We start from the raw sequence: 25,030 nt of genomic DNA on the forward strand, positions 1-25,030 counted from the left end.
AACGGATGAAAAAGCTTTTCCTGGCATCACTGTTAGGTTCGACCATCGCCCTGTCCCACCTAGCCCTGGCCGCGGACGGCGATGTACAGGCGCTGGAAGCGGCGGCCAAAAAGGAAGGCCAGGTCAACAGCGTCGGCATGCCCGACAGTTGGGCCAACTGGAAAGGCACCTGGGATGACCTGGCGAGCAAGTACGGCATCAAGCACATCGACACCGACATGAGCTCGGCCCAGGAAGTGGCCAAGTTCGACGCCGAGAAAGACAACGCCAGCGCCGACATCGGCGACGTCGGCGCCGCCTTTGGCCCGATCGCCAAGGCCAAGGGCGTGACCCAGCCCTACAAGCCCAGCACCTGGGACCAGGTGCCTGACTGGGCCAAGGACAAAGACGGCCACTGGGCGCTGGCCTACACCGGCACCATCGCGTTCATCATCAACAAGCAGCTGGTCAAAGACGCCGACGCCCCGAAAAGCTGGCACGACCTGGAAAACGGCAAGTACAAGGTCGCCATCGGTGACGTGAGCACCGCCGCCCAGGCCGCCAACGGCGTGCTCTCGGCCGCCATCGCCTACAAGGGCGACGAAAGCAACCTGGCCCCGGGCCTGGCGCTGTTCACCAAGCTGGCCCAGCAAGGCCGCCTGTCGCTGGCCAACCCGACCATCCAGACCCTCGAAAAAGGCGAAGTCGAAGTGGGCGTGGTGTGGGACTTCAACGGCCTGAGCTACCGCGAACAGATCGACCCCAAGCGCTTTGAAGTGCTGATCCCCTCCGACGGCTCGGTGATCTCCGGCTACACCACGATCATCAACAAGTACGCCAAGCACCCTGAGGCGGCCAAGTTCGCCCGCGAGTACATCTTCAGCGACGCCGGGCAGATCAACCTCGCCCGCGGCAACGCCCGGCCGATCCGCGCCGAACACCTGAAGCTACCCGCGGATGTGCAAGCCAAGCTGCTGCCCAACGAGCAGTACAAGAGCGTGAAGCCGATCAGCAACGCCGAGGCTTGGGAAAAGAGCTCCAAGGCCCTGCCGCAGCAATGGAACGAGCAGGTTATCGTTGAGATGAAATAACCCCCTGGGCCCATCGCCCCGGTGGGAGGCCGTGCTCCGGCACTCCGGCTGCGCCGGGCGATGGGCCAGGCGCCTCCCACCCTACCCTTCTGAGGCCCCAGGCATGCCCCACAAAGTAATACTGGTGATCCTCGACGGCCTGGCCTACCAGGTCGCCACCCACGCGATGGGCCACCTGCAGGCCTACGTGCAGGCCGGCCGCGCCCAAGTCTACCGCCTGCAATGCGAACTGCCGGCGCTGTCGCGGCCGCTGTACGAATGCATCCTCAGCGGCGCCGCGCCGATCGACAGCGGCATCGTGCACAACGACGTCACCCGGCTGTCGAACCAGCGCAGCCTGTTCCACCTGGCCCGCGCGGCCGGGCGCAGCACCGCGGCGGCGGCGTACCACTGGGTCAGCGAGCTGTACAACCGCTCACCGTTCGACGCCGTGCGCGACCGCCACACCGAGGCGCCGGAATTGCCGATCCAGCATGGGCACTTCTACTACGCCGACCACTACCCCGATTCCCACCTGTTCGTCGATGCCGAAAGCCTGCGCCTGCGCCACGCGCCGGATGTGCTGCTGGTGCATCCGATGAACATCGACGACGCCGGCCACCAGCATGGCCTGGACAGCCCCCAGTACCGCAACGCCGCGCGCCGCGCTGACATCCTGCTGGCCGACTACCTGGCCGGCTGGCTGGCCGCCGGCTACCAGGTGCTGGTCACCGCCGACCACGGCATGAACGCCGACCGCTCGCACAACGGCCTGCTGCCTGAAGAACGCGAGGTGCCGCTGTTCGTATTCGGCGAGGGGTTCTCGCTGAACCCCAACGCCCGCCCCCGGCAAACCGAGCTGTGCGGCACCGTCTGCAGCCTGCTCGGGATCCCCCACACCAAACCCCTGTGCCAGGAGCTGCTACGGTGAAAGGCCCGTCCCAAGGCAAAGGCTGGGCACTGCTGTGCCTGCTGCCGTTTGCACTGTTCTTCTTCGTGTTCCAGATCGCCCCACTGCTGTGGGTGGCGCTGCACAGCGTGCAAACCGACGACGGCTGGAGCCTGGCCAACTTCACCCGGGCGTTCGGCTCGAAGTTCTACCGCCAGGCCATGCAGTTCAGCATCGAGATCAGCGTCTGGTCGAGCCTGCTCGGGCTGCTGATCGCGCTGGTCGGCAGTATTTCACTGAGCAAGGTCGATTCGCGCCTGCGCAACTTCGTCAACGCCTTCGCCAACATGACCAGCAACTTCGCCGGGGTGCCGCTGGCCTTCGCGTTCATCATCCTGCTGGGCTTCAACGGCGCGATCACCCTGCTGCTCAAGCAAAGCGGGCTGATCGACGATTTCAACCTGTACTCCAAGGGCGGCTTGATCCTGGTGTACACGTATTTTCAGATTCCCCTTGGGGTGCTGCTGCTGTACCCGGCGCTCGACGCCCTGCGCGATGACTGGCGCGACGCCGCCGCGCTGCTCGGTGCCAGCCCCTGGCAGTACTGGCGGCACATCGGCCTGCCGGTGCTGACCCCGGCGCTGCTGGGGACCTTCGTGATCCTCCTGGCCAACGCCCTGGGCGCCTACGCCACGGTGTACGCGCTGACCACCGGCAACTTCAACGTGCTGCCGATCCGCATCGCGGCGATGGTCGCCGGAGACATTTCGCTGGACCCAAACATGGCCAGTGCCCTGGCGATCATCCTGGTCGGGATGATGACCCTGGTCACCCTGGTCCACCAATGGATGCTGCGCAGGAGCTACCATGTCGCGCGCTGAAAAAGCCCCGCAGCGGCTGTACCACCAGGTGGTGGTGTGGTTGCTGTTCCTGATCCTGCTGCTGCCATTGGCCGGCACCCTGCTCTACTCGCTGGCCACCAGTTGGTCGGCCACCGTGCTGCCCAGCGGGCTGACCCTGAAGTGGTACCTCACGCTGTGGAGCGACGCGCGCTTTCTCACCGCCTTCGGCCATTCGCTGCTGGTGTGCGTGGGCTCGCTGGTGCTGGCCACGGTGCTGATCCTGCCGCTGCTGTTCGTGGTCAACTACCACTTCCCGCGGCTCGACGGGGTGATGAACGTGCTCATCCTGCTGCCGTTCGCGGTGCCGCCGGTGGTCTCGGCGGTGGGCTTGCTGCAGTTGTACGGCTCCGGGCCGCTGGCGATGGTCGGCACGCCGTGGATCCTCATCGGCTGTTACTTCACCGTGGCGCTGCCGTTCATGTACCGGGCGATCAGCAACAACCTGCAGGCGATCAACCTGCGCGACCTGATGGACGCCGCCCACCTGCTCGGCGCCAGCACCTTCCAGGCCGCCGTGCTGGTGGTGCTGCCCAACCTGCGCAAAGGCCTGATGGTGGCGCTGCTGCTGTCGTTTTCGTTCCTGTTCGGCGAATTCGTGTTCGCCAACCTGCTGGTGGGCACCCAGTACGAAACCCTGCAGGTGTACCTGAACAACATGCGTAACAGCACCGGCCACATCAACAGCGCGCTGGTGATCTCTTACTTCTTCTTCGTGCTGGTGATGACCTGGCTGGCCACCTTCCTGAACAAGGACAAACACTGACATGAGCTTCGTCACCGTCCGCAACCTGCAAAAGCACTACGGCGACACGGCCGTGTTCAGCGACATCGACTTCACCATCGCCAAGGGCGAGTTCGTCACCCTGCTGGGCCCCTCGGGCTGTGGTAAATCCACGCTGCTGCGCTGCATCGCCGGGCTGACCGGGGTGAACGCCGGGCAAATCCTCCTCGATGGCCAGGACCTGGTGCCGCTGGCGCCACAAAAGCGCGACATCGGCATGGTGTTCCAGAGCTACGCGCTGTTCCCCAACATGACCGTCGAGCAGAACGTCGCTTTTGGCCTGCGCATGCACAAGGTGCCCGGCGAGCAAGCCTGCGAGCGCGTGGCCCAGGTGCTCAAGCTGGTGGAACTCGACACCTTCGCCGGGCGCTACCCGCACCAGATGTCGGGCGGGCAATGCCAGCGCGTGGCCCTGGCCCGCTCGCTGGTCACCCGGCCGCGCCTGCTGCTGCTCGACGAGCCGTTGTCGGCGCTGGACGCGCGCATCCGCAAGCACCTGCGCGAGCAGATCCGCCAAATCCAGCAGGAGTTGGGCCTGACCACCATCTTCGTGACCCACGACCAGGAAGAAGCGCTGACCATGAGCGACCGCATCTTCCTGATGAACAAAGGCCAGATCGTTCAGAGCGGCGATGCCCAAGCGCTCTACACCGCGCCGGTGGATGCCTTTGCCGCGGGGTTTATCGGCAACTACAACCTGCTGGCCAGCGAAGACGCCAGCCGCCTGCTCGGCCGCCCGGTGCACAGCCGCCTGGCGATCCGCCCCGAGGCCATCGGCCTGACCCCGGCCGATGCCGGCGAGGCGCAGATCACCGGGCACAGCCTGCTGGGCAACGTGATCCGCTACCGGGTCACCGCCCACGGCGTGGCGCTGGTGGTCGATGTGCTCAACCGCAGCGCCGCGGACCTGTATCCTGATGGCCAACGCGTGCACCTGGCGATCGAGCCCGGTGAATTGCGCGAAGTGGCTTGAATCACAAAGGAGAAACCGATGGCCCTGGCAATATTCGACCTGGACGACACCCTGATCGACGGCGACAGCGCGGCGCTGTGGAACGAACAGATGGGCCGGCTGGGTTGGGTCGACAACGAGGCCTTCCTGCGCCGCAGCGAAGAACTGATGGCCGCCTACAGCCGCGGTGAGCTGGCCATGGATGAGTTCATGGCGTTTGCCCTGGAGCCATTGATCGGCCGCACCGAGGAAGAAATCGAACACCTGGTCGAGCCGTGGGTGGAAGAGGTGATCGAGCCGCTGATCCACAGCGACGCCACCCGCACGATTGCCCAGCACCGTAGCCTGGGTAACCGCATCCTGGTGATTTCCGCTACTGCGCGGTTCATCGTCGCGCCAATCGCCGCGCGCATCGGCATCCAGGAAGTGCTGGCCATCGACACCGAGATCGCCCATGGCGTGTACAGCGGGCGCACCGTCGGCACCCTGACCTACCGCGAAGGCAAGGTCACTCGGTTGATGCAATGGCTAAAGGAACAGGGCGAAACCCTGGAGGACGCCAGCTTCTACTCCGACTCGCGCAACGACCTGCCGCTACTGGAGCAGATCGCCCGGCCCAATGCGGTCAACCCTGACCCAGTGCTGCGCGCCCACGCCGAACAGGCCGGCTGGCCGATTCATCACTGGCGCTGATGGTTGCGCGCGTAGGTGGCCGCGCCCATGGCGTTGATCTGCCCCTCGATCAGTGCCTCGAACGGCCGTAGCAGCGCCTGGTAGCTCGCTGGCGCCTCAAGGGTTTCCAGGGCCTGGGTGACCGCCTCGATGGTCGCCAGCGCCCCGGGGCCCGGTGCCTTGCGCAGGCGATAGTTAGACGCCCCCGCCTCGCCCAGGCTAACCCGCGGCAACGCCGCCAGCGCCGGGTTCAGGTGCAGCAGCTTGCGCGCCTTGCGCCAGGTGCCGTCGGGCACGATCAACAACCGCGGCGGGCCGCCAGCGGCCAGCGGCAGCGCGCCCTCGCCCGGGAACAGCACGCAGGGGCTGTAACCGGCCTGCTGCCACAGCGCCGGCTCGAACTGCTCGCCCACCTGCAGCGCCGCGTTGGCCAGGCCCAGCACGGCCAGGCGCCCGGTGTTCAGCGCGTGGTCCGCTTCACTGGGGTGCTGCAGCACCAGCACGCGGGTGCGGCTGGCCAGTTGCGGGATCAACCCGCACAGGCAGTGCCCGGCTGGGCGCCGGCAGCGTTCACAACGCGGGCGCATGCTAGATCAGCGGCGCCACGGCAGGCTCGGTGTTCTTCGGCCAGGCATCGAGCACCGCCTTGAACAGGGTAGCCAGCGGGATCGCGAAGAATATCCCCCAGAAGCCCCACAGCCCGCCAAACAGCAGCACCGCGCAGATGATCGCCACCGGGTGCAGGTTCACCGCCTCGGAAAACAACAGCGGCACCAGGATGTTGCCATCCAGCGCTTGGATGATCCCGTACACCACCATCAGGTAGATGAACTGGTCGCCCCAGCCCCACTGGAACAGCGCGATCACCGCCACCGGCACGGTGACCACCACCGCGCCGACGTAGGGCACCACCACCGAAATGCCCACCAGCATCGCCAGCAGCGCGGCGTAGTTCAGGCCCAGGGCGACGAACGCGATGTAGGTGGCGATACCGCAGATGAAGATCTCGATGACCTTGCCGCGGATGTAGTTGGCGATCTGCCGGTTCATTTCCATCGCCACGCGGTTGAGCAGCGCGCGCTGGCGCGGCAGGTAGCCGCTGATCCAGTGGCCGATCATTTCGCGGTCCTTGAGGAAGAAGAACACCAGGATCGGCACCAGCACGAAGTAGATCATCACGCTGACCAACAGCGGCAGGCTCGACAGCGACAGGGTGAGCGCCCACTGGCCGAACTTGCCGATCTGCCCGCGTGCCGCTTCCATCACCGCCAGCACCTGTTCATCGGTGACCAGGTGCGGGTAGCGCTCCGGCAGCAGCAACAGCAGCGACTGGCCCTTGCCGAGCATGCCCGGCAACTCGTTGAACAGCGTCATCAACTGGTGCCAGAGCAGCGGCACCAGCACCAGCACGAACAGCGCCAACGCCGCCATGAACAAGCCGAACACCAGCGCCACCGCCACCGCGGGCGGCACCCGCAGGCGCTCCAGGCGCGCCACCAGGCCGTGCATCAGGAACGACAGCACCATGCCCGCCAGCACCGGCGCGAGCATGCCGCCCACGGTGAGCACCGCGGTGAAGGCCAGTACCAGCAGCACCACCAGCGCCACGGCTTCTTCGTCGGAGAAATAACGCTGGGTCCAGTCTTGCAGCAGTTTGAACATCGGAGGTTCCGTGCGGTGGGGTCAGGCCTTCCTGAGCCAGTAAGTAAAGCTCGCGCCGTCGCTGTGCTCCCGTAGCAGCGCATGCCCGGAGAGTTGCGCGAACGTGCGAAAATCCCTTTGCGAACCGGCATCGGTGGCGGTCACCTTGAGCACCGCGCCACTGGCCAGCCGGTTCAACTCCATCTTCGCCTTGAGCAAGGGGAGTGGACAATTCAGACCGCTGGCATCCAGCTCGGCGTCACATTCGGGGAGGTCATTCATCGGCTTTCGGGGATCATCCAGGTTCAAGGGCGGCGCAGGCACCGGGTTGCACGCTTCAACTGGCAAGCTTAAAGCAAGCCGCGCCGGGCATGAACACGCGCCGCAATGGCTTGGCGCTTGAAGCTTACCGCTGGAAGCTTCTAAAGTGCTTCCTTTCTCGCCAGAGTTCGTTGCATGACCTTCCTGCGCCCTACCCTGCTCACGCTGGCCTGCCTGCTGGCCTTCCCCACCGCCCAGGCAGACGACCTGCCCTCGCTGGGCGATGCCAGTTCGGCGATCGTGTCCCCGCAGCAGGAGCACGACCTCGGCCGCGCCTGGCTGAGCGTGCTGCGCGGGCAGGTGGGGCAGCTCTCCGACCCGCTGCTCAAGGACTACGTCGAAAGCAGCGTGTACCGCCTGGCCGAAAGCAGCCAAGTGCAAGACCGCCGGCTCGAGTTCATCCTGGTCGACAGCAAGGAGCTCAACGCCTTCGCCGCCCCTGGCGGGATCATCGGGGTGAACGGCGGGTTGTTCCTCGGCGCCCAGACCGAAGGCCAGTACGCCGCGGTGCTGGCCCACGAACTCGGCCACTTGTCCCAGCGCCACTTTGCCCGTGGCCTGGAAGCGCAGCAGCAAATGAGCATGCCGCTGATGGCCGGCCTGCTGGCCGGGGTGGTGCTGGCCGCGGCCGGCGCTGGCGAGGCCGGCATGGCGACCATTTTCGGCACCCAGGCGGCGGCGATCCAGAACCAACTGGGGTTCTCCCGGCAGAACGAAGCCGAGGCCGACCGCGCCGGTATTCAAACCCTCGAGCGGGCCGGCTACGACCCGCGCAACATGCCCAACATGTTCGAGCAACTGGCCAAGCAGTACCAGTACGGCGGCAAGCCGCCGGAATTCCTGATGACCCACCCGGTCACCGAATCCCGCATCGCCGACACCCGCAACCGCGCTGAAATGGCCAAGCCCGGCGGCAAGGAAGACAGCCCCCAGTACCAGTACATGCGCGCCCGTGTGCAGTTGATCTACGAAGACTCCCCAGGCATGGCGACCAAGCGCTTCCGCGCCCGCCTCGACGAAAACCCCAAGGACGACGGCGCCCGCTATGGCCTGGCGCTGTCGCTGACCAAGGCCGGGCAGCTCAATGAAGCCCGCGCCATGCTCAAGCCGCTGCTCGACACCTACCCCGACGACCTCACCCTGAACCTGGCGCAGGTCGACCTTGACGTCACCAACAACCGCGTGCCCGATGCCCAGGCGCGGGTAGACCGCATGCTCCAGCAGTACCCCGACAGCTACCCGCTGAACCAAACCCGGATCAACCTGCTGCTCAAGCAGAACCGCGCCGGCGATGCCGAACAGGGCCTGAACAAGCTGCTCGAACGCCGCCCCCATGACCCCGACGTGTGGAGCCTGGTCGCCGATGCCCGGGGCATGAACGGCAACATCATCGGCTCCTACCAGGCCCGCGCCGAATACCTGGCGCTGACCGGCGACTACCGCGGCGCCGAGCAGCAACTGGAATTCGCCAAACGCCGCGCCAGCAGCAACTTCCCACTGGCCTCGCGCATCGACGCGCGGGAGAAGGAACTGCGTGATCAGGAGCGGATGGCGAAGGATATGATGCGTTGAATACGCTGGGCTTGGCTGAGGCACCTGACGGTTATTCCGTTTGGCTAGCTTCGTTGAAAACCCGCGTACTGGAGGCACAACTGCGTGCCTCCTGGGCCGTGAACCAAGAGCTGATCAGGCTTTATTGGCACATCGGAAAGGATATTCTTACCCGGCAGGCTGAACACGGCTGGGGGGCAAAGATCATTGATCGCCTGGCGCAGGACTTGCGAAGCGCATTTCCTGAGATGAAAGGCTTATCTGCCCGCAACCTTAAGTATATGAGGGCGTTTGCCCACGCGTGGCCTGACGGTCAGTTTGTGCAAGAGACGCTTGCACAATTGCCTTGGTACCACCACCTAGCATTGCTGGAAAAGCTGGGTACCCGTGAAAGCCGGATATGGTATGCCGCCAAAGCGCTTGAAAATAATTGGTCCCGCAACGTATTGGTAGTGCAAATCGAGAATCGGCTCCTGGAACGCAGTGGCTCCGCGGTGACCAATTTTGAAACCTGCCTACCCAAGCCTCATTCAGACCTGGCGCGGGAATCGCTCAAGGACCCTTACAGGTTCGACTTCCTCGGGCTGGGGGAGAAGGTTCAGGAGCGTGACATCGAGCAGGCACTGGTCAGAAACGTCACTGAATTCCTGCTCGAATTGGGCGCTGGCTTTGCGTTCGTGGGCAGGCAGGTACTGCTCAGCGTGGGCGAGGACGACTTCTATATCGACCTGCTGTTCTATCACCTGAAGCTACGATGCTATGTGGTGATCGAGCTGAAAACTGGAAAATTCAAACCCGAACACCTAGGGCAATTGAGTTTTTACCTCACCGCGGTCGACCGCCAAGTCAAGAACGACCTCGACAACCCTACTATCGGCTTGCTGCTGTGCAAAAGCCGAAACAAAATCGTCGCAGAATACGCGCTGAGCGATAAGTCCCAACCCATGGGCATCGCCGAATTCAAATTGCTGGAGGCCTTACCCGCGGAGCTACAAACCAATCTGCCAAGTATCGAGCGGCTCCAGCGAGAACTGAGCGAGGGGTAACCTTGCGGTGAAGTGCCCCCTCTTGTGGGAAGTCAGCAATTGCCGGGCGGCAGGCCCTAAGCGCTAGCGCCGCCCCCGCCGGCTGATCCACACCGACAACACGATCACCCCGCCCCCCAGCGCCAACCGGCCCAGCGGCTCGGCGTGGTTCCACAGCAGCAGGTTGAGCAACAGCCCCACCGGCACGTGGAGGTTGTTCATCACCGCCAGGGTGCCGCCGTTGACCTGGCAGGCGCCGCGGTTCCAGGCGTACATGCCCAGCGCGGTGGCGACCCAGCCGAGGAACACCAGCACACCCCATTGCAGCGGCGTGCTCGGCAGGTGGCTGTAGTTGCCGAAGGCCAGCCAGGCCGGCAACGCCACCAGCAAGGCGCCGACGAAGAAGTAACCAAAATGCCGGTACTGCGGGGTGCCGTCGCCATGGCGGGCCATCAGGTGCTTGTACAGCACCTGCCCGGCGGCGTAGGTGAAGTTGGCCAACTGCAGCAGCAGGAAGCCGCCGAAGAACCCGGCGCTGACCCGGTCGAAGCGGATTACCGCCGCCCCGGCGACCGCCACCAGCGCCGCGAGCAAGGCCCAGCCATTGAAGCGGCGGTTGAGAGCGTCTTCGATCAAGGTCACGTGCAACGGGGTGAGAATGGTGAACAACAGCACCTCCGGCACCGTGAGCACCCGGAAGCTCAAATACAGACACACGTAGGTCACGCCGAACTGCAGCGCACCAATCAGCAGCATGCCGCGCAGCAACTCAGGCTTGAGCCGCCGCCATTGGGTCAGCGGCAGGAAAATCAGCCCCGCCAGCAGCACCCGCGCCAGTACGGCAAAGTAGCTGTCTACCTGGCCCGCCAGGTACACGCCGATCAGGTTGAAGGAAAACGCTTGGATCAGCGTCACGAGCAGCAAAAAGGGCATGGCAGGGCCTCGGGTGGCAGGGCGGCAGACCATAGCGCCTGCGCCGGGCTTTGCCAAGCGGCGCCCTAGGCGGGCCTCGATAGAACAGACAGAAAAACCAGATGCAAACCATCGAAAATTTTGTTTTATTGGGGCCACTAGCCAGTAGGAGCCCCCGATGAAAGCCCCGCGCGTGACCCTCGACCAATGGCGCACCCTGCAAGCGGTGGTAGACCACGGCGGCTTTGCCCAGGCCGCTGAGGCCATGCACCGCTCGCAAAGCTCGGTGAGCTACACCGTGGGCCGCATGCAGGAGCAATTGGGGGTGCCGCTGCTGCGCATCGACGGCCGCCGCGCGGTGCTGACCGAGGCCGGCGAGGTGCTGCTGCGCCGCTCGCGGCAGCTGGTCAAGCAGGCCAGCCAGCTCGAAGACCTCGCCCAGCACATGGAACAAGGCTGGGAGGCCGAAGTGCGCCTGGTGGTCGACGCCGCCTACCCCAGCGCGCAGTTGGTGCAGGCGCTGACCGCGTTCATGCCGCAAAGCCGCGGTTGCCGGGTGCGGCTGCGCGAGGAGGTGTTGTCCGGGGTTGAAGAAGTGCTCAAGGAAGGCACCGACCTGGCCATCTGCGGCTACAGCATCCCCGGCTACCTGGGCACCGAGCTCAACGTGGTCGAGTTCGTCGCCGTCGCCCACCCCAGCCACCCGCTGCACCAGTTGGGCCGCCAACTGACCTTCCAGGACCTCGAAAGCCACCTGCAAGTGGTGATCCGTGATTCAGGCCGCGAACAACCCCGGGATGTCGGCTGGCTCGGCGCCGAACAGCGCTGGACGGTCGGCAGCCTGGCCACCGCCGCCACCTTCGTCGGCAGCGGCCTGGGCTTTGCCTGGCTGCCGCGGCACATCATCGAGCGCCAATTGGCCGAGGGCATTCTCAAGCCGCTGCCGCTGGAGCAAGGCGGCAGCCGCCACCCGGCGTTCTACCTCTACGCCAACAAAGACAAACCGCTGGGCCCGGCCACGCAGATTCTCGTCGACCTGCTGCGCCAGTTCGATGGCCCGCCGCGGGAAGCGGCCAACGCGGCAGCGGCGGGCCCGGCGCTGGTCTAGGGTGAAGGGGTCCCCGCAGAAGGCCCCCGACCATGCCGCACTTCGACCACCACGGCTGCAGCCTGCACTACACCGACCACGGCCAGGGCACCCCGGTGCTGCTGGTGCATGGGCTGGGTTCGTCACTCGATGACTGGGAATACCAAACCCCGGCGCTGCTGGCCGAGCACCGGGTCATCTGCGTCGACGTGCGCGGCCACGGCCGCTCGGCCAAGCCGCGCGAGCGCTACAGCGTGGCCAAATTCGCCGCCGACACCGCCGCGCTGCTGCGCCACCTGGGTTGCGGCCCGGTGCATTACGTGGGGCTGTCGATGGGCGGCATGATCGGCTTCCAACTGGCGGTGGACCACCCAGCCCTACTGCGCAGCCTGTGCATCGTCAACAGCGGGCCGCAGCTGGTGCTGCGCGGCCCGGGTGATTACTGGCAGTGGTTCAAGCGCTGGAGCCTGCTGCACCTGGTAAGCATGCGCCGCATCGGCGAGGTGCTCGGCGCGCGGATGTTCCCGCTGCCGGCCCAGGCCAGCCTGCGCCAGCGGGTCGCCGAGCGCTGGGCGGGCAACGACAAGCGCGCCTACGTGGCCAGCTTCAATGCGCTGGTGGGCTGGAGTATTCAGGAACGCATTGGCGAAATAGGCTGTCCCACCCTTATCGTCAGCGGCGACCGGGATTACACCCCGGTCGCCTTGAAAGCCCGCTACACGGCAATGATGGCCCACGCACGGCTGGAAGTGATCGCCGATTCCCGGCACGCTACGCCCCTGGACCAGCCCGAGCGGTTCAACCACGTGCTGCTGCAGTTCATTGCCGCGGTCGATTCCACTTTCAAGGATCCGTGAATCCATGCTGAAGAACCTGTTTTTCGCTGCCTGCACCCTGGTAGCCTCCACCGCCGCGCTGGCCGACGCCCAGCACCCGCATGTACAATTGGTCACCGATTTTGGCCAGATCACCCTTGAGCTCGATGCGCAAAAGGCCCCGATCAGTACCGCCAACTTCCTCAAGTACGTTGACTCAGGCTTCTACAACAACACGATCTTCCACCGCGTGATCCCCGGCTTCATGGCCCAGGGCGGCGGCTTCACCCGCGACATGAACGAAAAACCCGCCCAGGCGCCGATCAAGAACGAAGCCGACAACGGCCTGCACAACGTGCGTGGCACCCTGGCCATGGCCCGTACCCAAGTGGTCGACTCGGCCACCGCGCAGTTTTTCATCAACGTCAAGGACAACGACTTTCTCGACCACGGCGGCCGCGATTTCGGCTACGCCGTGTTCGGCAAGGTCACCGAGGGCATGGATGTGGTCGACCAGATCGTCAACGCGCCCACCACCACTCGCCGCGGCATGAGCAACGTGCCGTCTGACCCGATCATGATCAAGAGTGCCAAGCGCCTCGACTGATCGGCTGCCAACCGCCTACAGGAGAGCCTGCCCATGCTGTCGGAAATCCACCGCCGCTTCGAACACTGGATCGACGTGTTCCGCGACGCCCCGAGCGACGCGCCGCCTGGCACGGTGTGGGCTTTCTACGTGTACTACATCCGCCAGGTGTGGCCAGTGTTCCTCACCCTGATGGTGGTGGGCCTGGTCGCGGCGCTGATCGAGGTGGCGCTGTTCAGCTACCTCTCGCAGATCATCGACATGGCCAACGCCACCGGGCCGAAGGATTTCTTCCGCGAACACTGGGGCGCGCTGGTGTGGATGGTCGTGGTGGCGCTGGTATTGCGGCCGATTTTCGTCGGCCTGCACGACCTGATCGTGCACCAGACCATCACCCCCGGGATGACCAGCCTGATCCGCTGGCAAAACCATAATTACGTGCTGCGCCAGAGCATGACGTTCTTCCAGAACGACTTCGCCGGGCGCATCGCCCAACGCATCATGCAAACCGGCAACTCGCTGCGCGACTCCGCGGTGCAGGCCATGGACGCCCTCTGGCACGTGACCATCTACGCGGCCAGCTCGCTGGTGCTGTTCGCCGAGGCCGACTGGCGGCTGATGATCCCGCTGATCGTGTGGATTTTCGGCTTCGCCGCGGCGCTGATGTACTTTGTACCGCGGGTGCAGGCGCGCTCGGTGGTGTCGTCCGATGCCCGCTCCAAGCTGATGGGCCGCATCGTTGACGGCTACAGCAACATCACCACCTTGAAGCTGTTCGCCCACACCAACCTCGAGCAGCAGTACGCCCGCGAGGCGATTGCCGAGCAAACCGAAAAAACCCAGGTGGCCAACCGCACCATCACCGAGATGGACGTGGTCATCACCACCCTCAACGGCTTGCTGATCGTGTTCACCACCGGCCTGGCGCTGTGGCTGTGGACGCAATCGCTGCTGAGCGTCGGGGTGATCGCCCTGGCCACCGGCCTGGTGATCCGGATCGTCAACATGTCGGGCTGGATCATGTGGGTGGTCAACGGCATTTTCGAGAACATCGGCATGGTCCAGGACGGCCTGCAGACCATCAGCCAGCCGGTGGCGGTGGCCGACAAGCCCAGCGCCCCGCCACTGAATATCGAACGCGGCGGCATCCAGTTCGAGCATGTGGACTTCCACTACGGCAAGGCGCGGCCGATCATCACCGGCATGGACCTGACCATCCGCCCGGGCGAGAAAATCGGCCTACTGGGCCCCTCCGGCGCCGGCAAGTCGACCTTGGTCAACCTGCTGCTGCGCCTGTATGACCTCGACGGCGGGCGCATCCTGATCGACGGCCAAGACATCGCCAGCGTACAGCAGGAAAGCCTGCGCTCGCAGATCGGCCTGATCACCCAGGACACCTCGCTGCTGCACCGCTCGATCCGCGAGAACCTCATGTACGGCCGGCCCTACGCCAGCGAAGACGAGCTGCTCGAGGCGATCCAGAAGGCCAAGGCCGACGAATTCATCCCGCTGCTCTCCGACGCCCAGGGCCGGGTGGGGCTGGATTCGCACGTGGGCGAGCGCGGGGTGAAGTTGTCGGGTGGCCAGCGCCAGCGCATCGCCATTGCCCGCGTGTTGCTGAAGAACGCCCCGATCCTGGTGATGGACGAAGCCACCTCGGCGCTCGACTCCGAGGTCGAAGCGGCGATCCAGGAAAGCCTCGAAAGCCTGATGGAAGGCAAAACCGTGATCGCCATCGCCCACCGCCTGTCGACCATCGCCCAGATGGACCGCCTGGTGGTGATGGAAAAAGGCCGCATCGTCGAGCTGGGCAACCACGAAGAGCTGCTGGCCCACAACGGCCTCTACGCGCGGCTGTGGAAGCACCAGACCGGCGGCTTCGTCGGGCTGCATTAAGGCCATGGCGATGGACCTGGTCATCGCCCGCCCGGAGGGCCTGTACTGCCCGCCGGGCGACTTCTACATCGACCCCTGGAAGCCCGTGGCGCGGGCGGTGATCACCCACGGCCACGGCGACCACGCCCGCACCGGCAGCGAGCATTACCTGGCCGCCGAGCCCGGCGAAGGCATTTTGCGCACCCGCCTGGGCGCCGGCATCAACCTGCAAACCTTGGACTATGGCGAGCGCCTGTTGCACCACGGCGTGACCGTGAGCCTGCACCCGGCCGGCCATGTGCTGGGCTCGGCGCAAGTGCGCCTGGAATATCAGGGCCAGGTGTGGGTCGCCTCGGGCGACTACAAGGTCGAGGCCGACGGAACCTGCGCGCCGTTCGAGCCGGTGCGCTGCCACACGTTCATCAGCGAATCGACCTTCGGCCTGCCGATCTACCGCTGGCAGGCGCAACGGGAGATCTTCGAAGAGATCAACCAATGGTGGCGCGCCAACGCCGCCGCCGGCCGCCCCAGCGTGCTGTTCGCCTACGCCTTCGGCAAGGCGCAACGCATCCTCCATGGCATCGACCGCGGCATCGGCCCGATCCTCGCCCATGGCGCGGTCGAGCCGCTGAACCGGGTGTACCGCGAGGCCGGCGTGGACATTCCGCCCACGCTGTACGCCACCGACTTCAAAAAAACCGACCCGGCCCTGCGCGAGGCGCTGATCATCGCCCCGCCGTCGGCCGCCGGCAGCACCTGGATGCGCCGCTTCGGCCACTACAGCGACGGCTTCGCCAGCGGCTGGATGCGCCTGCGCGGCACCCGCCGGCGGCGTGGGGTCGACCGCGGCTTCGTGCTCTCGGACCACGCCGACTGGCCGGGGCTGCTGTGGGCCATCGAGCAGACCGGCGCCGAACGGGTGATGGTCACCCACGGCTCGGTGGAGGAACTCTCGCGCTACCTGCGCGAGGCCCGGGGGCTAGACGCCCGGGGCTTCAGCAAGGCAGGCTTGGAGGGTTTCGAAGCCAACGAGGATGACTGATGACCCCCACCCTGCGCCCCGCCGTGGCGGCGGACATTCCGGCGATCACCGCCATCTACGCCCACCACGTGCTCAACGGCACCGCCAGCTTCGAACTGGCCGCGCCCACCGAAGCCGAGATGCACGCGCGCAGTGCCGGGGTGCAGGAAAAACAACTGCCGTACCTGGTTGCCGAGGCCGCCGGCGAGGTCATCGGCTATGCCTACGCCACGCCCTACCGGCCACGCCCGGCCTACCGCTTTACCGTGGAAACCTCCGTGTACATGCGCCATGACCAAGCCGGCCGAGGCCTGGGCCGGGCGTTGATGGAACAGGTGATCGCCCGCTGCCAGGCCCAGGGCTACCGGCAGATGATCGCAGTGATCGGCGACAGCCAGAACCACGCCTCGATCGGCCTGCACCAGCGCCTGGGCTTTCGCCAGGTCGGGGTGTTCGAGGCGGTGGGCTTCAAGTTCGGCCGCTGGCTCGACACCGTGCTGATGCAACGCGCCCTCGGCGAAGGCCAGGGTAGCTTGCCATGACGCCACTCGGCGTACTGCGCCGGCGCTTGTCTTCGGTACGCTGGCGTACCCGCATCACCCTGTGGGCCGCGGCCACCCTCGCCGGCCTGCTGGTGGTGATGTTCGCGCGCCTGGCCGACCTCGCGCTGGCCACCTTCGCCGGTATCAGCGCCGGCCGGCCATGGTTGCCGTTTGTGCTCACGCCCGCGTTGGGCATGCTGGTGGTGTGGCTGACCACCCGTTATTTTGCCGGCAGCCAGGGCAGCGGCATCCCCCAGGTGATCGCCGCCACGCGCCTGGCGCAGCAGCACAAGCCGATCGGCCACCTGGTGTCACTGCGTATTGCCGCGGGCAAGATCGGGCTGGGCTGCATGGCCTTGCTCGGCGGGTTTTCCGCCGGCCGCGAGGGGCCGTCGGTGCAGGTCGCGGCGTCGGTCATGCATTACTTTCACCGGTGGCTGCCCCATGCGCGGATCATCCGCGCGCCAGACCTGATCCTCGCCGGCGGCGCCGCGGGCATTGCCGCGGCCTTCAATACGCCGCTGGCAGGCATCGCCTTCGCCGTCGAAGAACTGGGGCGCAAGCTTGAAACCCGCACCAGCGGCGTACTGCTCAGCACCATCATCCTCTCCGGGATGGTCGCCATCGGGCTGCAGGGCAATTACAACTATTTTGGCCAGCTCAACGCCCAGGATGGTCACTGGCAGGTGGTTTGGCTGGTGCTGGGCGCGGGCGTTGGCTGTGGCCTGCTGGGTGGGCTGTTCAGCCGCCTGCTGCTGTGGCCGCAACGCCGCCCGGAGCTGGCGCTGTGGCGCTGGCGGCGGGCCAGGCCGGTGTGGTTCGCCGGCGCCTGCGGCCTGCTGGTGGCGCTGTTGGGTTGGCTCAGCGGCGGGATGTCGTTCGGCAGCGGCTATGGCATTACCGCGCAGATGGTCAACAGCGGCGCCGACCTGCCCTGGCACGCGGCGCTCGCGCGCTTCCTGGCCACGGCGGTCACGTATTTCTCCGGCATCCCCGGAGGGATTTTCGCGCCGTCGCTGGCGGTGGGCGCCGCGGTGGGGGCCAACGTTGCCCACTGGGCGGGCCTGGGCAGCCAGGCGCTGCCGGTGGTGGCGCTGTGCATGGTGGGGTTTCTCGCCGCCGTGACCCAGTCGCCGATCACCTCGGCGATCATCGTGATGGAAATGATCGACAGCCACGGCATGGTCATCAGCCTGCTGGCCGCAGCGTTGATCGCCCGCGCGGTCAGCTCGCGGCTGGGCCCAGAGCTGTACCAGCAACTGGCCCACGGTTTTATCAAGGCGCCGCCGCCTTAGGTGTACGGGCCCGGCCATCGCGGCTAAGCTGGCAGCACCGCACATTGAACGGGCCCCACCATGACCGAACCCCGCCCCCCGCTGCCGCCGTTCGAAAGCTTCGAGCAGGCCGCGCAAAAAGCCCGCCTGGCCGAAGACGCCTGGAACAGCCGCGACCCCGCCCGGGTCGCATTGGCTTATACCGAAGACAGCCGCTGGCGTAACCGTGACAAATTCATCAGCGGCCGCGCACAGATCGAGGCCTTCCTCAAGCAAAAATGGGCGCGCGAGCGCGAGTACCGGTTGATCAAAGAAGTCTGGGCCTACACCGCCGAGCGCATCGCCGTGCGCTTCGCCTACGAGTGGCACGACAACCTCGGCCGCTGGTGGCGCAGCTACGGCAACGAAAACTGGGAGTTCGACGAGCATGGCCTGATGCGCTACCGCCACGCCAGCATCAACGACCTGGCCCTGAGCAGCGCCAGCGAGCGGCTGTTCCACTGGCCCCAGGGGCGCCGCCCGGACGACCACCCCGGGCTGAGCGACCTGGGCCTTTAACGCCATTTGAATGCCACGCACAAGGAGATGCCCATGCCACCGCAACAGCGCCTGACCGCCAAGGATTTCTCGCCCGAGCTGCTGGAAATCTACGACGGCTACGTACACGGCAAGATCAACCGCCGGGAGTTTCTCGACCGCGCCGCGGCCTTCACCGTGCTCGGCATGACCGGCCCGGCGCTGGTGGCGGCGCTGGCGCCGAACTACGCGCTGGCCGAGCAGGTACCCTTCACTGACCCGGAGATCGTCGCCGACTACGTGCACTACCCCTCACCCAAGGGCCACGGCAACGTGCGCGGCTACCTGGTACGCCCAGCGAAAGCCGCCGGCAAGGTGCCGGCGGTGGTGGTGGTGCATGAGAACCGCGGGCTGAACCCCTACATTGAAGATGTCGCCCGGCGCGTGGCCAAGGCCGGGTACATCGCCTTGGCGCCGGATGGCTTGAGCTCAGTGGGCGGCTACCCCGGTAATGACGACAAGGGCCGTGAACTGCAGGCCAAAGTCGACCCGGCCAAGCTGATGAACGATTTCTTTGCCGCGATCGAGTGGATGGCCAAGCACGAAGGCGCCACCGGCAAGGTGGGCATCACCGGGTTCTGCTATGGCGGCGGCGTGGCCAACGCGGCAGCGGTGGCCTACCCGGAGCTGGCCTGCGCGGTGCCCTACTACGGCCGCCAGCCCAAGGCCGAAGAGGTGGCGCGGATCAAGGCGCCGCTGCTGCTGCACTACGCCGAGCTGGACAAACCCATCACCGACGGCTGGCCAGCCTATGAGCAGGCGCTGAAGGCCGATGGCAAGGTGTACCAGGGGTATGTGTACCCAGGGGTGAACCACGGCTTCCACAACGACTCCACCCCGCGCTATGACAAGGCGGCGGCGGAGCTGTCGTGGCAGCGGACGCTGGCGTGGTTCAAGCAATACCTGGTGTAGCGGGTGGCCCTTCGCCCGGCACAGCCGGAGTGCCGGACCACGGCCTCCCACGGATTCTGTGTTGCCTCGTAAATCAAGTACTTACACAAAACCGTGGGAGGCCGTGGTCCGGCACTCCGGCTGTGCCGGGCGAAGGGCCCTTGAAACTTACTTCACAAACCGCGGCCCCTGGTTCTTCTCGGGCTCGTAGAACACCGGGTCGTCCTTGCCTATCTCCATCGCCCCCACCAGTTTGAGGTAGGCCTCCAGGTCGTCGGTGCTGAGCTTGCCGTCAGCGCCGTCACGTTTCCAGAACACGTCGAGCATGTCGAAGAAGCCCTTGTTGTCGAGCAGGAACTGCGCGGCGTCCTTCTCCTGCTGGCTGCCATCGCCGCTGGCGATCTTGCGCAGGTCTTTGTCGCTGACGATCTTGTCCTTGCCGTTCCAGTCGTCCCAGCGCTCGTGGATATAGTCGATCACCTCCTTGTGCGCTTCGTAGAACGGCTTGCCGTACTGGTCCATCGCCAGGCCGTTGGTGTTGTAGCCCTGGATGCCGTTGTCGTCCTTGTGCAGGCCTTCATCCAGGCGGTTGACCGAGCTGCCTTGGTCTTGCGGGGTTTGCTGGAAGTGCTCCCACTCCTGGTCCTGGTAGTCGAAAATGCTCTGGTCGGTCGGGCCGTCGCGGCCTTCGTACTGGTAGAAGCTGTAGCGCGCGTATTCAAGCTTGTCGCCCCAGTCGTCCTGGGCCAGGCCGAGGTCGGCGAGGTCCTTGAACCACTGGCCTTCCTTGTCGGTGGCTTTCTGTTTTTTCTGGTGGTCCACGAACACACCGATGATGCCGGTGATGAAGCCCAACGCCGCGGTGACGAAAAACAGCGGCGCGGTGGCCCCGGCCAGGGCGCCGATGCTGCCCATCAGGCCGGCGATGCCGATGCCGCCGGCCACTGTGCCGGCCACCCCGGACACGATCTGCAGGCTGCCGTTGGCGATCGCCAGGCCGCTGCCGGACTTCATGCCGTCCTTGATGGCGATGCCGCCCATCACGATGTCGGCGATGCTCATCACGTCCGGCGCCACCCCCAGCACCTTGACCACCGAGCCGGCGACCTTGGCGCCAATCCCCGGCTTCGGCACCCCGGCACCGCTGGCGGCGCTTTCCACGTCGCTGGCGATGCTCGAAGCGTCGAACAGGCTGGAACCGTCGCGGCCGGGCAGCGGTGTATTGATCGCCTCGTCGAGGTTGCCGGCCAGGCCGTCGATCACCTCGCTGGCCGGCGGCGTGCGGCCGTCCTTCTCGAACATCACGTTGATCGAATCGCGGTCCAGGCCGCCGTCGTCGAACAGCTCGGCGATGCCGCTATAGCGCGCGTCGTCGTCGGGAATCGCCTGGCCGTCGCGGCTCAGGCGGTCTTCGATGCCGGCGTTGAAGGCTTCGCGGGTGGGCGGCGGGATGTCGCGGGCGGTGAAGTACTCCACCGCGCTTTCATACAGGCTGCTGACCGCGTCGTAGTAGGTGGTGGCCCCTGAACTGGCCACCGACGGCGCGCGGCTAGCGGCGTTGGACACATCCTGGGCAACGTCTTCGACCACCTCGGCATCCAGCGCCGGCAGGCCGTTCTGCGCGCGCTGGGCGTTGATCGCGTCGGTCACGGTCTGCTCGTTGATGGTGATGCCTTGCTCGTCGGCCAGTTGGTTCAGGCCGCGGAAATCATCGTAGTTGGCCGGCGGCTGGCCGCCGCTGCGGGTGATGATGTCATCGAGCAGGGCGCGGGTCTGATCGTTGCTCCAGGTGCCGCCGTCGTTCACTTCGTTGATCAGGTTGAGCTGGTCGACCACGCTGCCGCTGCCATTGCCGGCGGTGATCTCGCTCAGCTCGTAGGCGCTGTTGAGGCGGTCCTGGAAGCCTTCGTCCATGTCGGGCACATGGTTGCTGGCCTGGCCGTCTTCGATCTTCTTGCCCCACAGGCCCTCTTTGCCCCAGATCTCCGGCAACGACTTCGACAGCCCGAGCAGGTCGGCGGTGTTGGTCTTGGTGAAGAGGTCGAACACCTTGGTTTTTTCGAACTGCGCGCCGGTGCCGAGGAAGGTGATGAAGTCCTTGGCGATCGCCAGGCGCTCGAGCGGGTCGTCGCTGAGCTGGCCGTTCTTCGCCGAGAGCATGTAGATGGCCCCGCCCAGCGAGGCAAAGCCTGAAATCGAGCCGAGCACGCCGTACTTGTTGAGGGTGCCGAGGGCTTTCTTGAAGCCGTCTTTGTCCTCCATGCCCACGTACTTGTTGGCCATGCTTTCTTCGAACTGCTCCTGGGTGATTTCACCGCGGTTCAGCCGGTCGAGCTGGTTGGAGAAGTCGCCCATCTTTTCTTTGTCGTTCATCAATTCGTTGATGAACTTCTCCAGGGTGTCCTGGGTGCGCCGCGGCAGGTCGGCGATGCCTTTCACCCCGGACTTGATCGCCTGGAAGATGTCCTTGAGGGCCAGCTCTTTGTATTCCTCGGGGATCGCGCTGGGGTCGGCCATCAGTTGGTCGACTTCGGCCTGGATGCTGTTCTTCTTCAACTCGTTCTGGGCGTCTTTGGCCAGGTCCGGGTTGAGCATCTCCAGGCTGGAGAGCAGCCGCGCCACTTCGGTCTGGCCCTCGGCCTGCATGCCGTTGGCTTCGAGGTCGTTGAGGTAGTCGGTGAAGTCGCGGCTGACCAGCTTGTCGTGCAGGTCCTGGGCGAGGGCGTCTTTGTCGCCACCGCTGACCTTGCCGATGGCGTCGTCGAGGGCGTCCTGGTACTCCTTGCCGATCTTGGCGTTCTCGCCGTCGCCGTTGGTGAACAGCTCGGTCAGGGTTTTATCGATGGCGTCGCCGTCGAGGATGTCCTGCATGTCGGAGTTGGTCAGGTCTTCGCCTTCGTCGTCGAACATCCGCCAGGATTCGGCGCCGCGCGGGTCTTCGATGTACGGGGTGATGGTGTGGCCGCTTTCCAGGGTGGCCTTGGCCTCGATGGCCTTGACCAGCTTGTAGATGTCGCTGTCCTTGCCGACCTTGCCGTCATCGACCAGCTTCTTGTACTTGTCCATCAGGTTCTTGGTGGCCAGCTCCACCACGCTGAGGTCTTCACCGTCGTCGGTTTTCTCGCCGGTGGGCTTGCTGAGGATGTCGAGCGCGTCGAGGTCGCCCAGGTTGTGCTTGTCGCGCAGGTCCTGGATGTCGCCCTTGTCGTAGTCGCTGCGCTTGTCGGCCACGCGGTCGTACAGCTCTTTGTTGTCGAACTGCGACACCACGTAGTGCTTGCCATCCTTGGTGTCGAACTGGATCACGCCGTTGCCGAACTCGTCCGGCCAGCCGAAGGTGGAAATGTCGTGGTCGGCGACGTAGGTATCGGCGCCAGCCACCTCGCGGCCAGAGTCCTTGGCGCGGCTTTCGAGGGTAAAGCGCGACAGGCCCATGGCCTTGACCGTTTCGAACAGCTCGGGGGTGAGCGCCTTGCTGACGCTGACCTTGTCGCCCTCCTGGGTGGTGTAGGTCACCACTTCGGCGTCTTCCAGGTTGCCTTGCCACTCAAACTGCTTCACATCACCCCAGGCCGGCGCCTGGCTATTACGGTCGGCCACCACATTGCCGTCTTCGATCGCCTTTTCGACCTGGGCCTTCTGCCCGGGCGCCTGGTTCAGCTCGTTGAGCTGGGTCAGGAACTTGAACAACTGCGGGTTTACCGCAGCCTCGACCACCACCCCTTGCCCATCGCGTTCGTAGCGGATCTGCCCGTTGCTCGGCGCCTCGACGGTGGTGCCGTCGATGGGCGGCCACACTTCGTTGTCGGTGGCGGTGCGGTCGGGCTTTTTCTCGTTCTTGCCCTGGGTGGCCAGGACCACGCGCTTGATCAACGCGTCGAAGGTGGGCTTGCTTTTGTTATCAGGGGTTTCAGTCTTGGGCTGAATTTGCATCGTGGCCTCGCGGAGCGATAGGGGCGCGGCACCCAGCGATGCGCGCGAACGAAAAGGGCGGGCAGGCTAGCCCCCTGCGCGGCCATGCCGCCGTCTTGCGCGGGCGTGCACACCAAGGGCCGGAGGTGGCGGGTAAATTCTGTTGTTCATGGGCTTGTCATGGTTGTGAAACGTTGTGGCTTTTCGTGAACGGCGCCGCGGCGCTGCGGTACACCTGCCCGTCGCTACCGGACACAACCCCCCTGCCCCAGGCGCGGATCATCACGGCATAAGCACGACCGCCTTGTGGGTATGCCCGCACGGGGTGCCCCCAGGTTGAAGGCCTATAACGATAATCAGGAGCCTTGTATGCCGGGTACGCCCCTCACCCTCGACGAACTGCCCATCGGCCGGTTTCATATCAAGATCGCCGCGCTGACCTTCGGCGCGCACTTCACCGACGGCTACATCCTTGGGCTGGTGGGCATCGCGCTGACGCTGATCACCCCGCACATGGACCTCTCGCCCTTCTGGCAGGGGCTGGTGGCGGCCTCGGCGCTGTTCGGCTTGTTCATCGGCAGTTTGTTCTTTGGCTGGTTGTCCGACCGCCTGGGCCGGCAGAAGATTTTCCTGCTCAGCTTCGGCCTGATCACCCTGGCCAGCGTGGCGCAGTTTTTCGCCGACACGCCCACCCAACTGTTCGTGTGCCGGTTGTTGCTGGGCATCGCCCTGGGTGGGGACTTTTGCGTCGGCCATGCGATGCTCGCGGAGTTCTCGCCCAAGCGCCACCGCGGCGTACTGCTGGGCTCGTTCAGCGTGATCTGGACCTTCGGCTACGTGGCCGCGACCCTCGTCGGCAGTTGGATGACCGGCTGGGGCGACGACGCCTGGCGCTGGATGCTCGCCTCTTCGGCGGTGCCGGCGGCGCTGGTGCTGGTGGGGCGCATCGGCACGCCCGAGTCGCCACGCTGGCTGGTGCACCATGGGCGCATCGACGAAGCCCGGGCCATCGTGCGCAAGCACCTGGGGCCCAACGTGCGCCTGGACGACGAAATCGGCGAGCCCGAGCACGCCGGCTTCGGCCAGTTGTTCAGCCGGCTGTACCTCACCCGCACGCTGTTCAACTGTTTGTTCTTTGTGTGCATCGTGATGCCGTATTTCGCCATCTATACCTTTTTGCCGGTGATCCTCAACACCATGGGCCTGGCCGAGGGGTTGGGCACGGAAATCCTGCTCAATGGCTTGCTGGTGCTGGGGGTGTTGATCGGCATCCTGTGCACGGTGAAATTCAGCCGCCGCGGCTTTTTGATCAACTCGTTCCTGATCCTGGCGGCGGCGCTGTTCCTGCTGGCGGCCATGCCCGGCAGCCTGGCCTGGGCGACGGTGGCGCTGTTCGGGGTGTTCACCCTGGTGTTGTCGGCGGTGAGCAACCTGGTGGGGGTGTACCCGGCCGAGAGCTTCCCCACCGAGCTGCGCGCCAGTGGCATTGGCCTGGCCACCGCCTGCAGCCGGCTCAGTTCGGGCTTGAGCACCTTCTTGCTGCCGATGAGCGTGGCCGGGCTGGGGCTGATGCCGACCATGGCGATGCTGGCGGGCATCCTGCTGCTGGGGGCGATCGTGTCGATTGCCTGGGTGCCGGAAACCAAGGCGCTGTCGCTCACCGCCGCTGGCCGGGGCGAGGCCGCCGGCGCGGCCGAACCGCTGGCGGGCTGCAAGGCGGCGGCCAGCGTGCGATGATCCCCGCCTTGCACCACGG

The 25,030-nt window shown here is 65.5% G+C and carries 23 protein-coding genes; 18 read left to right on the plus strand and 5 right to left on the minus strand.

Annotated elements, in window-relative coordinates; translation table 11 throughout:
• Positions 1–5 precede the first annotated feature (5 nt).
• The 6 genes from ACFZCE_RS11370 (at position 6) to ACFZCE_RS11395 (ending at position 5,266) form a co-directional block, all read left to right on the plus strand.
• Complete coding sequence (locus ACFZCE_RS11370; protein ID WP_390938948.1) at positions 6–1,070, plus strand: ABC transporter substrate-binding protein; 1,065 nt, start codon at positions 6–8, stop codon at positions 1,068–1,070.
• Between the two features lie 103 nt (positions 1,071–1,173).
• Entirely contained in the window at positions 1,174–1,980 is an 807-nt protein-coding gene (locus ACFZCE_RS11375) for an alkaline phosphatase family protein (RefSeq protein WP_390938950.1), read from the plus strand.
• Positions 1,977–2,819, plus strand: a complete 843-nt coding sequence (locus tag ACFZCE_RS11380; RefSeq protein ID WP_390938952.1) for an ABC transporter permease subunit — start codon at positions 1,977–1,979, stop codon at positions 2,817–2,819. Before ACFZCE_RS11375 ends, ACFZCE_RS11380 begins: the two co-directional genes overlap by 4 nt.
• The gene (locus tag ACFZCE_RS11385) at positions 2,806–3,603 is read left to right on the plus strand and encodes an ABC transporter permease subunit (RefSeq protein WP_390938954.1); all 798 of its coding nucleotides are present in this window, start codon (positions 2,806–2,808) and stop codon (positions 3,601–3,603) included. The genes ACFZCE_RS11380 and ACFZCE_RS11385 overlap by 14 nt, the downstream gene beginning before the upstream one ends.
• Before the next feature lies 1 nt (position 3,604).
• Positions 3,605–4,594 carry an ATP-binding cassette domain-containing protein gene (locus ACFZCE_RS11390; RefSeq protein WP_390938956.1) on the plus strand — a complete coding sequence of 330 codons (990 nt, stop codon included), beginning with the start codon at positions 3,605–3,607 and terminating at the stop codon, positions 4,592–4,594.
• Positions 4,595–4,612: 18 nt separating this feature from the next.
• Positions 4,613–5,266: an HAD-IB family hydrolase gene (locus ACFZCE_RS11395; RefSeq protein WP_390938958.1), complete on the plus strand. Its 654-nt coding sequence runs from the start codon at positions 4,613–4,615 to the stop codon at positions 5,264–5,266.
• Here ACFZCE_RS11395 and ACFZCE_RS11400 read toward each other — a convergent pair.
• Genes ACFZCE_RS11400 through ACFZCE_RS11410 form a run of 3 tightly spaced genes read right to left on the minus strand, consistent with a single transcriptional unit; the run spans position 5,254 to position 7,168 of the window.
• Positions 5,254–5,832, minus strand: coding sequence for a DTW domain-containing protein (locus ACFZCE_RS11400; protein ID WP_390938960.1), 579 nt, complete (start codon positions 5,830–5,832; stop codon positions 5,254–5,256). The genes ACFZCE_RS11395 and ACFZCE_RS11400 overlap by 13 nt on opposite strands.
• 1 nt (position 5,833) lies before the next feature.
• Positions 5,834–6,907: an AI-2E family transporter gene (locus ACFZCE_RS11405; protein ID WP_390938962.1), complete on the minus strand. Its 1,074-nt coding sequence runs from the start codon at positions 6,905–6,907 to the stop codon at positions 5,834–5,836.
• Between the two features lie 21 nt (positions 6,908–6,928).
• A complete protein-coding gene (locus ACFZCE_RS11410) occupies positions 6,929–7,168 on the minus strand; it encodes a sulfurtransferase TusA family protein (protein ID WP_390938964.1) in 240 nt (79 codons plus the stop codon).
• A gap of 174 nt (positions 7,169–7,342) precedes the next feature.
• Between ACFZCE_RS11410 and ACFZCE_RS11415 the strand changes: the two genes are divergently transcribed.
• Positions 7,343–8,779 (plus strand): M48 family metalloprotease, encoded by a 1,437-nt coding sequence (locus tag ACFZCE_RS11415; RefSeq protein ID WP_390938966.1) that lies wholly within the window; start codon positions 7,343–7,345, stop codon positions 8,777–8,779.
• The gene (locus ACFZCE_RS11420; protein WP_390938969.1) at positions 8,776–9,804 is read left to right on the plus strand and encodes a PDDEXK nuclease domain-containing protein; all 1,029 of its coding nucleotides are present in this window, start codon (positions 8,776–8,778) and stop codon (positions 9,802–9,804) included. The genes ACFZCE_RS11415 and ACFZCE_RS11420 overlap by 4 nt, the downstream gene beginning before the upstream one ends.
• A gap of 63 nt (positions 9,805–9,867) precedes the next feature.
• Here the strand turns inward: ACFZCE_RS11420 and ACFZCE_RS11425 are convergent, their stop codons facing one another.
• A complete protein-coding gene (locus tag ACFZCE_RS11425; RefSeq protein ID WP_390938971.1) occupies positions 9,868–10,716 on the minus strand; it encodes a carboxylate/amino acid/amine transporter in 849 nt (282 codons plus the stop codon).
• A gap of 157 nt (positions 10,717–10,873) precedes the next feature.
• On the opposite strand from ACFZCE_RS11425, the gene ACFZCE_RS11430 reads away from it, so the two are divergent.
• From ACFZCE_RS11430 to yghX, 9 genes are read left to right on the plus strand one after another with little or no spacing between them, the layout of a single operon-like run.
• Entirely contained in the window at positions 10,874–11,803 is a 930-nt protein-coding gene (locus ACFZCE_RS11430; RefSeq protein WP_390938973.1) for a LysR substrate-binding domain-containing protein, read from the plus strand.
• A gap of 32 nt (positions 11,804–11,835) precedes the next feature.
• A complete protein-coding gene (locus tag ACFZCE_RS11435) occupies positions 11,836–12,639 on the plus strand; it encodes an alpha/beta fold hydrolase (RefSeq protein WP_390938975.1) in 804 nt (267 codons plus the stop codon).
• A 4-nt stretch (positions 12,640–12,643) separates the two neighbouring features.
• Complete coding sequence (locus ACFZCE_RS11440) at positions 12,644–13,204, plus strand: peptidylprolyl isomerase (protein WP_390938977.1); 561 nt, start codon at positions 12,644–12,646, stop codon at positions 13,202–13,204.
• A 33-nt stretch (positions 13,205–13,237) separates the two neighbouring features.
• Positions 13,238–15,079, plus strand: a complete 1,842-nt coding sequence (locus ACFZCE_RS11445; RefSeq protein ID WP_390938979.1) for an ATP-binding cassette domain-containing protein — start codon at positions 13,238–13,240, stop codon at positions 15,077–15,079.
• Positions 15,080–15,089: 10 nt separating this feature from the next.
• Positions 15,090–16,100, plus strand: a complete 1,011-nt coding sequence (locus ACFZCE_RS11450) for a ligase-associated DNA damage response exonuclease (RefSeq protein ID WP_390938981.1) — start codon at positions 15,090–15,092, stop codon at positions 16,098–16,100.
• Positions 16,100–16,621: a GNAT family N-acetyltransferase gene (locus ACFZCE_RS11455; RefSeq protein WP_390938983.1), complete on the plus strand. Its 522-nt coding sequence runs from the start codon at positions 16,100–16,102 to the stop codon at positions 16,619–16,621. Before ACFZCE_RS11450 ends, ACFZCE_RS11455 begins: the two co-directional genes overlap by 1 nt.
• Positions 16,618–17,916: a chloride channel protein gene (locus tag ACFZCE_RS11460; protein ID WP_390938985.1), complete on the plus strand. Its 1,299-nt coding sequence runs from the start codon at positions 16,618–16,620 to the stop codon at positions 17,914–17,916. The genes ACFZCE_RS11455 and ACFZCE_RS11460 overlap by 4 nt, the downstream gene beginning before the upstream one ends.
• A 60-nt stretch (positions 17,917–17,976) precedes the next feature.
• On the plus strand, positions 17,977–18,453 hold the full coding sequence (locus tag ACFZCE_RS11465; RefSeq protein ID WP_390938987.1) for a DUF1348 family protein: 477 nt from the start codon (positions 17,977–17,979) through the stop codon (positions 18,451–18,453).
• A 33-nt stretch (positions 18,454–18,486) separates the two neighbouring features.
• Positions 18,487–19,383 (plus strand): YghX family hydrolase, encoded by an 897-nt coding sequence (yghX, locus tag ACFZCE_RS11470; RefSeq protein ID WP_390938989.1) that lies wholly within the window; start codon positions 18,487–18,489, stop codon positions 19,381–19,383.
• 147 nt (positions 19,384–19,530) lie between these two features.
• Here the strand turns inward: yghX and ACFZCE_RS11475 are convergent, their stop codons facing one another.
• The gene (locus ACFZCE_RS11475; RefSeq protein WP_390938991.1) at positions 19,531–23,295 is read right to left on the minus strand and encodes a hypothetical protein; all 3,765 of its coding nucleotides are present in this window, start codon (positions 23,293–23,295) and stop codon (positions 19,531–19,533) included.
• Positions 23,296–23,643: 348 nt separating this feature from the next.
• Here ACFZCE_RS11475 and ACFZCE_RS11480 point away from each other — a divergent pair, with 348 nt between their 5' ends.
• A complete protein-coding gene (locus tag ACFZCE_RS11480) occupies positions 23,644–25,011 on the plus strand; it encodes an MFS transporter (protein WP_390938993.1) in 1,368 nt (455 codons plus the stop codon).
• Positions 25,012–25,030 lie beyond the last annotated feature (19 nt).

The organism is Pseudomonas sp. NPDC007930, from assembly GCF_042958985.1.
Lineage (GTDB): Bacteria > Pseudomonadota > Gammaproteobacteria > Pseudomonadales > Pseudomonadaceae > Aquipseudomonas.